Annotated in this window: 8 protein-coding genes, 1 tRNA gene and 1 pseudogene; 6 read left to right on the forward strand and 4 right to left on the reverse strand. The window is 62.1% G+C overall.

Annotated elements, in window-relative coordinates; genetic code table 11:
* Positions 1-37: 37 nt before the first annotated feature.
* The 3 genes from BMOU_RS08765 to pgm form a co-directional block, all read right to left on the reverse strand.
* Positions 38-1,405, reverse strand: coding sequence for a sensor histidine kinase (locus BMOU_RS08765; RefSeq protein ID WP_034876784.1), 1,368 nt, complete (start codon positions 1,403-1,405; stop codon positions 38-40).
* The gene (locus tag BMOU_RS08770) at positions 1,405-2,202 is read right to left on the reverse strand and encodes a LytR/AlgR family response regulator transcription factor (protein WP_034876786.1); all 798 of its coding nucleotides are present in this window, start codon (positions 2,200-2,202) and stop codon (positions 1,405-1,407) included. Before BMOU_RS08770 ends, BMOU_RS08765 begins: the two co-directional genes overlap by 1 nt.
* Before the next feature lie 210 nt (positions 2,203-2,412).
* On the reverse strand, positions 2,413-4,089 hold the full coding sequence (gene pgm / locus BMOU_RS08775; RefSeq protein ID WP_034876789.1) for a phosphoglucomutase (alpha-D-glucose-1,6-bisphosphate-dependent): 1,677 nt from the start codon (positions 4,087-4,089) through the stop codon (positions 2,413-2,415).
* Positions 4,090-4,383: 294 nt separating this feature from the next.
* On the opposite strand from pgm, the gene BMOU_RS08780 reads away from it, so the two are divergent.
* Positions 4,384-6,519, forward strand: a complete 2,136-nt coding sequence (locus tag BMOU_RS08780; protein ID WP_034876790.1) for a glucose PTS transporter subunit IIA — start codon at positions 4,384-4,386, stop codon at positions 6,517-6,519.
* Positions 6,520-6,548: 29 nt separating this feature from the next.
* Positions 6,549-7,436 (forward strand): PRD domain-containing protein, encoded by an 888-nt coding sequence (locus BMOU_RS08785; protein WP_034876791.1) that lies wholly within the window; start codon positions 6,549-6,551, stop codon positions 7,434-7,436.
* Here BMOU_RS08785 and BMOU_RS08790 read toward each other — a convergent pair.
* On the reverse strand, positions 7,352-8,488 hold the full coding sequence (locus tag BMOU_RS08790) for a diacylglycerol/lipid kinase family protein (RefSeq protein ID WP_171001985.1): 1,137 nt from the start codon (positions 8,486-8,488) through the stop codon (positions 7,352-7,354). The genes BMOU_RS08785 and BMOU_RS08790 overlap by 85 nt on opposite strands.
* Positions 8,489-8,618: 130 nt before the next feature.
* On the opposite strand from BMOU_RS08790, the gene serS reads away from it, so the two are divergent.
* From serS to BMOU_RS08810, 4 genes and pseudogenes are all read left to right on the forward strand, one after another.
* Entirely contained in the window at positions 8,619-9,905 is a 1,287-nt protein-coding gene (gene serS / locus BMOU_RS08795) for a serine--tRNA ligase (protein ID WP_034876794.1), read from the forward strand.
* A 139-nt stretch (positions 9,906-10,044) separates the two neighbouring features.
* Positions 10,045-10,129 (forward strand) — tRNA-Ser (locus BMOU_RS08800).
* Between the two features lie 219 nt (positions 10,130-10,348).
* Positions 10,349-11,369 (forward strand): annotated as a pseudogene (locus BMOU_RS08805) (ADP-ribosylglycohydrolase family protein).
* A gap of 11 nt (positions 11,370-11,380) precedes the next feature.
* Positions 11,381-12,316 (forward strand): PfkB family carbohydrate kinase, encoded by a 936-nt coding sequence (locus BMOU_RS08810; protein ID WP_326928908.1) that lies wholly within the window; start codon positions 11,381-11,383, stop codon positions 12,314-12,316.
* The last annotated feature ends 98 nt before the right edge of the window (positions 12,317-12,414 follow it).

Consider the following 12,414-nt stretch of genomic DNA (forward strand, 5'->3'; position numbering starts at 1 on the left):
GCCTCTACCCTACGGAGGCCGCGCGACTCGTGCCCGCTCAGGTCTCGTCAAGGCACAGCATGACCGACGTCTTGAACGTCTTGCCATCGTAGTCGAACGATGCCGTGCCGCCGTGCCGTTCGGCCGTCTCCTTCACCGTCATGGTGCCCAAGCCGTTGCCGCCATGCTTGCTGGAGGCGAAATTGCCGTCGACCTGTGTGACCGAGGAATCGTACGAGTTGTCGACGACGATGAACAGTGAGGCCGGGGGCCCGTCATTATACCGGATGCGCGCGCGCAGCTTTTTGTCGCCGCTGTGTTGCGCCATGATCGCCTCGACGGCGTTCTCCAGAAGATTGCCGACCAGTGAGCACAATTCCGCATTGTTGATGCTGATATATGGTGGCACGGCGGCCTTGACATCGACATCGGCGCCTTGTTGCCGGGCCCAATCGCAATAATAGACCAGCACCGCGTTCAACGAGGCGTGCTCGCAGTACTGCATGGGATGCTCGGGGGAGAGCAGTCGGTGATTGGCCATCTGCTCAAGATAGTCGCGGATGCCGTCCATGTCGTTGGCCGAGGCGAGCGTCTGCAGGGTCTGAATATGGTGACGCGTGTTATGCCTGATCTGCCGCGCCTCACGGATGCGTCCATTCATATGCTGCAGCTGTATGGTCTGCATTGCCTCGTAATGCTCCCGTCTGGCCGCTTCGAGCAGCCGATCGGATTGCCTGATCATATACCAGATCAGCAGGTAGGCCAACGTCATGAAGCAGGAGTAGGTGATGGCGATGGTGAAGGCGAGCGCCCGCACCCGATCGCTCATGATCGAATCGTTGTCGGCGGGCAGGCACCATACCACGATCGCCGTTGAGATGAACGGGAATAGCCAGATGAGCCTCCAGAAGGACGGGCTGATGGCGGGGCTGTCGAGTGTGGGCGGAATGGAATCGTGCAGCGGATGCCAGAGGCACAACGGCGCGATGATGTCAAGCACGAGCAGATTGATGAGTCCCGGCCATCCGACACGCAGATTCACCGACTGCTCACCCAGCACGGTCACGTCCATGACCAGCGACAGGTAGTAGATGATCGCCACCACGTAGGCGGCGGTGCTGCATAGGAGCAGTGCCTTGGAAACGGTCAGGTCCGTTACCTTGCTGAACACCAGCACCGCGACGATGGCGGTCGGGATCACCGTCCAAAATGTGGGGATCCGGTGCAGTCCGCATATGAAGCCGCATAGGATGAACCACACCGTGCTTACCGCCAGGATGATGCCACCGGTGCGCTTCGGATTCTCCATGCGGTCCCACATGGCCATCAGGCATAGGATGACGCCCATCAGCGCGTTGACCTGCTCGCCGATGGCGAAGGACATGGCGGAAGGTGTTGTGGAGGTGACCATCTCGATCAGATTCATCACCGCTCCGATCTCATGCGGGTGAACGTGTATTCCGCATACTTGCGGCAGGTGGCGGTCACCGCGGTTTTGGTGATGGGGATGTGCTTGCCGCCTTTCATCACGAATTCGGCATTGCTGATGCCGGCCACGTAGTCGAAGTTCACCAGTACGCCGCGTGCGGTGCGGTAGAAGTTGTCGAAGACGGTGAGTCGCTGCTCCACGTCGGAGAAGTTCGTGCGAATCTTGCTGCAGGTGCCGTCGGCGAAGGTGAATTCCACATAGTGCGCGCTGGACAGGCAGTATGCGATGAGCCGGCGGTCCATGTTGACCGCGGGATTGCCGAATGCCACCTGCCAGGCGGCGTCGGTGGCGCGCGTCGGCTTGTCCGCCGACAGATGCGTGACGCGGGGTCGTTTGCTCAGGGTTTCGCAGACGCGGTCCATGGTCATGTCGAAATCGGCGCGGCCGACCGGTTTCAGCAGATAGCCGATCGCCTGCACCTCGTAGCCGAGCACTGCAAAGTCGCTGCTGGAGGTGATGAAGACGATGGGGCAGTCGTCGCGTTGCTTACGCAGGAAACGTGCGATATCGAGGCCGGTCGGGGTCGTCTCGTCGGTTTCGTCGTCGGTCAGGTAACAGTCGAGCAGTACCAGATCGAAACGGCCTGATTTCCAGCTTTCGATGAAATCGTCGGTGCCGGCGAAGGTGGCGCAGTCAATGTCAAGACCGCGCTTTTCCCGAAAATAGGCGGTGCACATGGTCTTCATCAGCTGCCGTTCGGCCGGATGATCCTCTACGATCGCGACGCGCATCATGCACCTCCCTTGGCAATGTGCCTGAATCTTGCGGCTTGCTTCCAAGCGTAACCGTTTCGGGCGGTATGAGGGGTTGTCTTCGGGGTGTGTTTCATGCCAAATAATGGTGTTTCGTGCCAGTGGACACGGGCATGAACAAGCCCGCCGGAGATTCTCCGACGGGCTTGGTTGCGGTGTAAATCCTTGTGACTGCTTGGATTTATCGATCGGTCACTCGGCCAGTGCCTTGTCGACGACCTCGGTGGCCTCGGCGAGTACCTTGTCAAGTGCCTCGGGGGATTCGAAGGACTCGGCGTACACCTTGTAGATGTTTTCGGTACCGGACGGGCGGGCGGCGAACCAGTTGTTCTTGGTGGTGACCTTCAGACCGCCGATCTTGGCATGATTGCCCGGAGCTTCGGTGAGCTTGGCGGTGATGTCCTCTCCGGCCAGCTGAGTGGCCTCGACGTCGTCGCCGGAGAGCTTGCCGAACTTGAGCTTCTGCTCAAGGGTGGTCGGCGTGTCGACGCGCTTGTACCAGCTTTCGCCGAAGCGTTCGACCTGTTCCTGATGCAGCTGGGCCGGGTTCTTGCCGGTCTTGGCGGTGATCTCCGCGGCCAGCAGGTCCGGAATCAGGCCGTCCTTGTCGGTGGTCCACACGCGGCCGTCCTTGCGCAGGAAGGACATGCCGGAGCTTTCCTCGCCGCCGAAGGCGACCTCGCCCTTGAACAGCGGGTCCACAAACCACTTGAAGCCGACCGGGACCTCGACGAGCTTGGCGTTGATGGAGGCGGCCACGCGGTCGATCAGGGAGGAGGAGACCAGGGTCTTGCCGATGCCCGCACCCTCCGGCCAACCCGGACGGTTGCCGCCGAACAGGTACTCCACGCACACGGCGATGTAGTGGTTCGGGTTCATGACGCCCCAATTCGGGCATACGATGCCGTGACGGTCGGCGTCCGGGTCGGTGCCGCCGACCAGGTCGTACTTGTCCCATGCACCGTTGTTCAGCGAGTCGACCAGGCCCTTCATGGCATACGGTGAGCTCGGATCCATGCGGATCTTGCCGTCGTGGTCGATGGTCATGAAGCTCCAGGTCGGATCGACCTGCGGGCGCACCACGTCGATGGTCAGGTTGAACTTCTCGTTCATCAGCGGCCAGTAGTTGACCGAGGCGCCGCCGAGCGGATCGATGCCCAGACGCACGCCGGAGGAACGGATCACATCGAAGTCGATGACGTTCTCCAGATCGGAGACATAATGGTCGCGATAGTCGAAACGTTCGACCAGGTCGGATTTGACGGCCTGCTCGAACGGTACGCGCCTGATGTTGCGGAAGTCGCCGAGCAGCTCGTTGGCACGGTCGGCGATGGCGTTGGTCACGTCGGCCGGAGCCGGGCCGCCGGTGACCGGGTCATACTTGAAGCCGCCATCGGTGGGCGGGTTGTGGGACGGGGTCACGACGATGCCGTCGGCCAGGCCTTCGCCAGTGAAGCGCTGGGTGCCGTCGGCGGCACGGTTGTGGGTCAGGATGGCCTGGGACACGACCGGGGTCGGGGTGAAGTCATCACGTGAATCGATGCGTACGGTCACGCCATTGGCGACGAGCACTTCGATGGCGGTCTTCCAGGCCGGTTCGGACAGGGCGTGGGTGTCGCGGCCGATGTACAGCGGGCCGGTGACACCGGCCTTCTTGCGGTATTCGGCGATGGCCTGGGTGATGGCGACGATATGGGCCTCGTTGAACGAGGTCTTCAGGGACGAACCGCGGTGGCCGGAGGTGCCGAAGGAGACACGCTGTTCCGGAACGTTGGGATCGGGGACGACGTCATAGTACTTGCCGATGACCTCGTCGACGTTGATCAGATCTTCTGGGGTGGCGGGCATTCCCGCATTTTTTGCAACCATATCCCCATTCTGCCACGCTTCGGGACGATGTGCGCGTAACCGCCATATTGTGTTCGGCGGATTATTCCGAAAGGGTTCGTGGTGCAGGCTTCGCTGTGGGATGATTTGCGTGCGATGGGGGAATGGTGTATCGTGCTTATCGATTCGACTAATGCAGGGTTGCTAGTCAACATAAAGACGCAAGACCTGAGGTGTGACGTGCTTTGCCGTACCTCGGGTCTTTTTTTGTTGTCTTCAGGCAGCGTTGCATGAGCCGGGACGGTTGTATCTAGGAAGGAAAGGAAAGAGATCAGGATGGCTGACTCACTCGCATCGCAGATCATCGCCGCCATCGGTGGTCCTGAGAACATCCGCAGCCTGACGCATTGCGCCACGCGACTGCGTTTCGAACTGGTCGACGCAGGCAAGGTCGACCAGAACGCCCTCGAGCATATGAAAGGCGTGCTGGGCGCGGTTCCGCAGAGCGGCGACCGCTTCCAGGTGGTGATCGGCGGTGCCGTGGCCACCGTGTACGAAGACATCATGCACCTGCCCGAAATGGCCAACATGGGCGGCGCCGCGGCTTCCGGCGATGCCTCCGGCGACGGCGGCAAGACGATGAGCAATGCCGAGGTGAAGGCGGCGGCCCGCTCCAAGGCGCGCGGCAAGGTGGCGTGGCTCGACTCCTTCTTCGAATACCTGTCCGACTCCTTCCGCCCGATTCTGGGCGTGCTGCTTGGCGCCTCCATCATCATCGCGCTGGTGAACCTGCTGATCTCCCTTGGCGTGATTCCGAATGATGAGGCCTCCGCGGGCTGGGTGTTCGTCAAGGCCATCTGGAAGGGCGTATTCTACTTCCTGCCGATCATGGTCGCCTACAACGCCTCCAAGAAGCTCAAGGTCGACCCGTGGCTGGGCGGTTCCATTATGGCGATGCTCATGACCCCGCAGTTCATGAGTCTGATGAACACCAAGACCTTCACCTCCACCACGTGCGTGGAGAACACGGCCCTCGGCACCACCTCCTGCACCGCCAACATCTTCGGTCTGCCGATGCAGCTGAGCGACTACAGCGGCAACGTGTTCGTGCCGTTGCTCATGGCCGCGGTGCTCGCCCTCGTGTACCACGGATTGAAGAAGATCATCCCGGACAGCGTGCAGCTCGTGTTCGTGCCGTTCTTCTCCATGATCATCGTGGGCGTGCTCACCGCCTTCATCATCGGCCCGATCGGCGTATGGGTCGGCAATGGCCTGGGTATCGGCCTGGCATGGCTCAACAGCTATGCGCCGTTCGTCTTCGCCATCCTGATCCCGCTGCTGTACCCGTTCCTGGTGCCGCTTGGACTGCATTGGCCGCTCAACGCCCTGATGCTCATGAACATTCAGACCCTCGGCTACGACTTCATCCAAGGCCCGATGGGCGTGTGGAACTTCGCCTGCTTCGGCGCCACCGCCGGCGTGCTGTTCCTGTCCATCCGCGACAAGGACAAGGAAATGCGCCAGACCTCCCTCGGCGCTCTGGCGGCAGGTCTACTCGGCGGCGTTTCCGAGCCGTCCCTGTACGGCATCCATCTGCGTTACAAGCTGGTCTACAAGCGCATGCTGATCGGCTGCGGCCTCGGCGGTGTCGTGATCGCAGTGCTCGGCTGGCTCTTCCCGTCCGTCACCGCCTCCGGCCAGGTCGTGCATGGCGTGACCACCACCGCGTTCGCCTTCACCTCCCTGCTGACCATCCCGGTCTTCAACCAGATGTGGGTGTATGCGGTCTCCATCGCCGTCGCGTTCCTGACCTCCTTCATCCTGATCGTCACCCTCGATTACCGCACTCCGGAACAGAAGGCCGAAGTGCTGGCCCGCGTCGCCGCGGAATCCAAGGCCGAGTCCGCCCCGGCCGCAACCGCACCGAAGGGCGTTCCGGCGGCCGTCAAGGTGGCCGAGGCGACCGCCGACGCCGAAGCGGGCTCCGACGGAGCCGCCGCGGCGATCGCACAGGCCGCCACCGACACGGTCAACGCGCCGGTCGCAGGCCATGTCATCTCTCTGGACGAAACCGGAGACCCGGTGTTCGCTTCCCGCGCACTTGGTGAGGGCGTCGGTATCCAGCCGACCGCCAGCACCGTGGTGGCCCCGGTTTCGGGCGTGCTGCAGACCGTTGCCGAAACCGGCCACGCCTTTGGCATCAAGACCGATGACGGTGTCGAAGTGCTCGTTCACGTCGGCATCGACACCGTGAAGATGAACGGCGAAGGCTTTGCGGTGGCCGTCAAGGCGAACCAGCGCGTGCATGCCGGCGACCTGCTCGTCACCGTTGATTTTGATAAGGTTAAGGAGGCTGGATACAGCACCACCACGCTGATGACGGTGCTCAACACCGTGGCGTTCGCCTCCGTCACGCCGAGGACCGGCGTCGACGTCGAAGCCGGCGACGTCGTGATCGACATCCAGCGCTGACCTTGCGATCACTGTAGGAAAGGGTCGATGTGGACGTTCTTCGTGTATTCAACAACAATGTCGTGCTGGCCAAGGACGGCGACCGTGAGGTGATTCTCACCGGTCGCGGCATAGGCTTCCAGGCCAAGCCGGGACAGCATGTCGATGACGCGAAGATCGTCCGCCGATTCGTTCCCGCGGACGGCCGGGATCCCGACCATATGGCCGAACTGCTGGCCGGGATCCCGCCGGAGATCATCCGCCTGGCCACCGATGCCATGTCCCGTACCGGACTCGCCGAGCAGATCGAGGCCCAGCCCACACTGGTCATGGCGTTGGCCGACCATATCTGTGGCGCGATTCAGCGGTCGCAGCGGGGCCAGACCATCGAATATCCGCTTGAGGCGGAGGTGCGCTCGCTGTATGCGGGCGAATACGCCAAGGGCGAGGCGTTGGTCGACGCCATGAATGACTATCTGGGCGGGGTGCTGCCGAAGGGCGAGGCCGTGGCGCTCGCCCTGCACCTGGTCAACGCCGGCTTCTCCACCGGCGACCTGTCGAACACCTACACCATGACCGGCGTGATCCAGCAGATGCTGTCGGTCATCGAAAACACCTACGATGTGACACTTGACCAGCACAGCGTCAACGTGGGACGTTTCATCACGCATCTGCGCTATCTGTTCGTCCGCATCCACCAGCATCAGCAGCTCAACGACGAGCCACGGCCGATCGTCGAGACCATCATGACGTCATATCCGCAGGCGACCGCCTGCGCACGAAAGCTCGCCATCGTGGTCGACATGCGGCTGAGCGCGACGCTGACGGAAGCGGAAATCGCCTATCTTGCGCTTCACATCTCCCGTGTCACGGCCGATGCCGCCAAGGAATCGTCATCTGAACTGGAGACCTCCGGCACACGCACGCACAACGCCTGACGCTCCACGCTGAAACGGATGTGTTTCGTCTCGGGAAGCATATCGCCGTCAACCTGCGCCAAAGCGGGCTTTTCCAGTATGATCTCGGCGCTTACGCCCTGAACCTGGTCCACCGTGGAATTCGTGGACAGCGGGCTCTGCTGCGCCTTGCCGGTGATCGTCTGGTGCAGTACATCGCCGAACAGGTTGGCCCAGCCCAGAATGCCGCCCGAGGTGTCGATGATTTCGTAGTCGAGGATGCCATCGTCGTAGATGGCGTCCGGCATCAGCGAAAACATGGGGATCTGGCCGCAATTGCCGGCCATGAACGTGCGGAATGACAGGCCGTGCGTGGTATGCGTGCTGCCGTCCTCGCTGGTGATGGTCACATCGCCATGGTATTTCGGCGCGAACAGGTTCTTGACGCCGGACACGAAATACGCCAGCCAGCTGATGTTCTTCTTGAGTTCCGGATCGGTATCGTCGATCATCAGGGCGTCGAAGCCGATGCCGGCGATGATCAGGAATGCATGGCCATGATCGGCTGTTTCGTCGTCGAGCAGGGTGAGACGGCCCACGTCGACCTGGCGGGAGCCATGCGAGGTGGCCACGGTCAGGGCCGCGTCGATGTCATCCACGGGAATGCCCATATTGCGGGCGAACAGATTGCCGGTGCCGATCGGCACGATGCCCAGCGCATGGCCGGTGCCGGACAACGCGCTCGCCACCGTGCGTACCGTGCCGTCGCCTCCGACGGCCACCACCACATCGGCGCCATGCTCCAAGGCCTCAAGCGCGCAGACGCGGCCGTCCTTGTCGAGCTGCGTGTCGATGAAATCCACCTGTGTAAGGCCCTTCGACTCGCAGAATTCCTTGATATGCTGCTTGCGCTGATCGGCCTGCGGCTTCGAGGGGTTGATGACGAATACGTAGTGCACTTGGTCGTCGCTACGCTGATCGAGCTGGCGGGCCAGCTTGCGGTGCCTGTACGCACGCACGCCGAAGAAGGCGGCGGCGCACACTGCGGCCACACCGATGACGATGAGCGACGAGATGATGACGGGCATAGGCATGTCTTCCATTGTCGCCGAAGATGGGCCGAAAATGTGAATTCGACGCGACAAAATCGACGAAAACTGCACGTTGCGCAGGAAAAAGGGTGTCTTACGTTCACTGTCGGCTTGCGGCACTAGTCTTAAAGGCATGCTTGATATCCAATTCATTCGTGAACATGCCGACGTTGTCAGGGAATCCCAGCGTAAGCGTGGCGAATCGGTCGAACTTGTCGACGAGGTGCTGCGCTCCGACGAGGTCCGTCGCTCCTCCCTGAAGGAATTCGAGGCTGCCCGCGCGCAGCAGAAGGAAATCGGCAAGAAGGTCGCCGCGGCCCCGGCCGACGAGAAGGCCAGCCTGATCGCCGCGACCAAGGAGCTGTCCCAGAAGGTCTCCGAATACAAGGCGGCCGCCGACGCCGCGGCCGAAGAGTATACGACCGCCATGTGGAAGCTGTCCAACATTGTCGAGCCGGAGGCTCCGGAAGGCGGTGAAGACGACTACGTGGTCGTCAGGAAGGTCGGCCAGATCCGTGACTTCGCGGCTGAGGGCTTCGAGCCGAAGGATCATCTGACCCTCGGCCGCGGCGTTGCCGGCATCGATATGGAGCGCGGCGTGAAGGTCGGCGGCTCCCGTTTCTACTTCCTGCGAGGCCAGGTGGCCCGCATGCAGATCGCCATGCTGACCATGGCCGTCGATCAGGCCGAGGAGCATGGCTTCACCCTGGCCATCACCCCGACGCTGGTGCGCCCGGAAGTGATGCGCGGCACCGGCTTCCTCAACTCCCACGCCGACGAGATCTACCGTCTTCGCGAGCCTGACGAGCAGTATCTGGTCGGTACCTCCGAAGTGGCGCTCGCCGGCATGCATGAGAACGAGATCCTCGACCTGTCCGACGGGCCGCTGCGCTACTGCGGCTGGAGCTCCTGCTACCGACGCGAGGCCGGTGCCGCGGGCAAGGACACCTCCGGCATCATCCGCGTGCACCAGTTCGACAAGGTCGAAATGTTCGTCTACACCAAGCAGGAGGACTCCTACAAGGAGCATGAGCATCTGCTGGCCATGGAGCAGGAGATGCTCGGCAAGGTGGAGGTGCCGTACCGCATCATCGACACCGCAGCCGGCGATCTGGGCTCCTCCGCGGCCCGTAAGTTCGACTGCGAGGCCTGGGTGCCTACCCAGGGCCGCTACCGTGAACTCACCTCCACCTCCAACTGCACCGAGTATCAGGCCCGCCGCCTGAATATCCGCGAGCGCATGGAGGATGGCAACACCCGTGCCGTCTCCACGCTGAACGGCACCCTGGCCACCACCCGCTGGCTGGTCGCCATTCTCGAGAACCATCAGCAGAAGGACGGCTCCATCGTCATCCCGCAGGCCATGCGCGCCTACATGGGCGGTAGGGAGGTCATCGAGCCTACCAAGTGGGAGGCCTGATTCCGGGGCCGCCGTGTCGAACGTCGTTCCGGGCCGGGATGACGGCGATCGCCGTCTCATTGGGCCGCCGTCGTGTGCGTGATGCGTTCCGAAATTCCGAACGCTGTGCTATATTGGCGTCTCGTGCGAACGGCACGAAGGACAGATGTCTGAGCGGTCTAAAGAGACGGTCTTGAAAACCGTTGGAGGGCAACCTCCCGCGAGTTCGAATCTCGCTCTGTCCGCCTTTGGGCCCATCGGGAATTCCTCGATGGGCCCTTTTCGTTGGCCTGGCGACCGCGCTGCCGTGTGTACGTATGGCTTTGTACGAGTCTGCGTTATATTATCCTGTATTTTCGCTCTCTGGACGACATAATTTCGATAAAAGCGGTGAATTGGTTGAACATATGCGGTTATTCTTGTATTTACGGCATGTTGTACCGCATGACGCCATGGGAGGAGCAATGATGGTGGATGAGCGACTGCTGAACCATGCAAGGGGTGCGATGGTCGGCCTTGCTGTGGGGGGATGCGCTCGGCATGCCGACTCAGAGCATGTCGCCGGCGCAGATCGTGGAATACTACGGCGGGCCGATCGCAACGTTGCATGATGCGGTTCCGGAACAGCCGATCGCGCCGAATATGAAGGCCGGTGCGGTGACGGACGATACGGAACAGGCATTTGTGTTGGCTGAGCGATTGGTCGAGGATGAAGGTCGGCTCGACAATGACGCGTATGCCAAGGATCTGCTGCGGTGGGAGGCGGGGATGAAGGCCAGGGGATCATTGGATCTGCTGGGGCCATCCACCAAGGCCGCGCTGCAGGCCCTGACGAACGGCGTCGATCCGGAGGAAACCGGCCGGTTCGGCACCACGAACGGCGGTGCGATGCGCGTCACGCCCGTCGGCATCGCGTTCCGGCCGGGGAGGGCCCTGGCCGATGCCGCTTGGCGCTCCTGCGTAGTGACCCACAATACGGTGCAAGGCATCGAGTCCACCACGTTGGTGGCGGCGGCGGTGAGCTATGCCATTGAGGGGGAGCGGGATTTCCTGCACAGGGCGCTTGACTTCGTGAAAGGCATGCCGCCTCGCGGCAACTGGTCGGCCAAGGCGTCGGTGGCGGCGCGTGTGCAGCTGTTCATGAATCGGGGCGAACGCGAGAACGGCATCACGTCGGATGACGAATTCGCCACCATTCTGCAACGTGACTGCGGCACCAGCGTGGAGGCCAACGAATCCGTGGCGGCGGCATTCGCCATCGCCGGCCGATTCTTCGATGAGCCGACGAAGGCATTGTGTTTCGCGGCTTCCCTTGGCGGCGACACCGATACCATCGCGGCCATTGCGGGCGCGATGCTGGGTGCGTGGCATGGCCCCGGCGGTTTCGACGGTGCGATCGCCGGCCAGGTGCTACGCCGGTTGAAGGACGACAATCGGCTTGATCTGGAACGGACCGTAAGGCGACTGTGCGCGTTGCGTCAATGATGGGAGCGACCATGAAATGTCGGGGCGGCGGCAAAGTCATCTCGCTTGGGCAGGTAATAGTCGATCTGACCATGAAAGTTGCTCGGGTGCCGACGGCGGGCTGCGATGTGTTCGCGGATGACGTCGTCACCAGTGTCGGCGCGAGCTTCAACACATTGCATGCGGTGCGGCGGATGGGGGTCATCGCGGAGCATGCCGGCATTCTTGGCACCGGCCCATGGGCGAGCATGATTCGGCAGGCGCTCGAAACGGACGGCATACGGCATGTCGGCAGATGCGATACCGAACGTGATTCCGCCTTCTGCGTGGCGCTGACCGATGAGGGCGCCGAACGCACCTTCATCTCGACGCGGGGCGCCGAAGCGTTCGGAGACGTGGACGCCTTCGCCGATGTTCGACCGGATAGCGGCGATGTAGTGCATGTCAGCGGCTACACCTTGGCTCACCGAACTGGTGCGGGATTACTGGATTTTCTGGCCAGAACCGCGGAACATCGCCGTTTCACGGCGTTGTTCGACCCCTCTCCCATAATCGGGCAGGTCGATGACGGGACCTTCCGGACGCTGGTGGAATACCATCCGATCTGGTCGTGCAACGAGCGGGAGGCGCTGCTTGTCGCAGAGCAGCTCGGACTGTCCGCCCATGAGGACGGTTTCCGTGGGTTGGCTATGAAGATGGCCGACGCATTGGGATCGTCGCTGGTCATACGTGTCGGCAAGGAGGGCGCGTGGCTTGCGGGACCGGGAGGGGAAGCGGAGTTGATTGCCGGGTTCCCGGTCCATGCGGTCGACACCAATGGTGCGGGCGACTGCCATGCGGGTGTGCTATGCGCCGAATTATGCGGGGGGAGTGGATCTGAAGAAGGCGATTCGATTCGCCAATGCGGCGGCGGCCATCGCAGTGACGCGACGTGGGCCGGCCACCTGTCCCACCCGAAGGGAGGTTGAGCGGCTGCTCTCGGCATGAGCAGTTTTAGTCTTACTGACTATAAGTCGGGTTATGATGTGCCGTACCGCGCGCAAGGGGTTTGAGACCTAGGAGGCGG

The organism is Bifidobacterium moukalabense DSM 27321, from assembly GCF_000522505.1.
In the GTDB taxonomy this organism is placed as follows: domain Bacteria; phylum Actinomycetota; class Actinomycetes; order Actinomycetales; family Bifidobacteriaceae; genus Bifidobacterium; species Bifidobacterium moukalabense.

Bases quoted from the DNA above. Each gene is read 5' to 3' on its own strand.
- BMOU_RS08765 (WP_034876784.1), bottom strand. From the start codon at position 1,405: ATGAATCTGATCGAGATGGTCACCTCCACAACACCTTCCGCCATGTCC.
- BMOU_RS08770 (WP_034876786.1), bottom strand. From the start codon at position 2,202: ATGATGCGCGTCGCGATCGTAGAGGATCATCCGGCCGAACGGCAGCTG.
- pgm (WP_034876789.1), bottom strand. From the start codon at position 4,089: ATGGTTGCAAAAAATGCGGGAATGCCCGCCACCCCAGAAGATCTGATC.
- BMOU_RS08780 (WP_034876790.1), top strand. From the start codon at position 4,384: ATGGCTGACTCACTCGCATCGCAGATCATCGCCGCCATCGGTGGTCCT.
- BMOU_RS08790 (WP_171001985.1), bottom strand. From the start codon at position 8,488: ATGCCTATGCCCGTCATCATCTCGTCGCTCATCGTCATCGGTGTGGCC.
- serS (WP_034876794.1), top strand. From the start codon at position 8,619: ATGCTTGATATCCAATTCATTCGTGAACATGCCGACGTTGTCAGGGAA.
- BMOU_RS08810 (WP_326928908.1), top strand. From the start codon at position 11,381: ATGAAATGTCGGGGCGGCGGCAAAGTCATCTCGCTTGGGCAGGTAATA.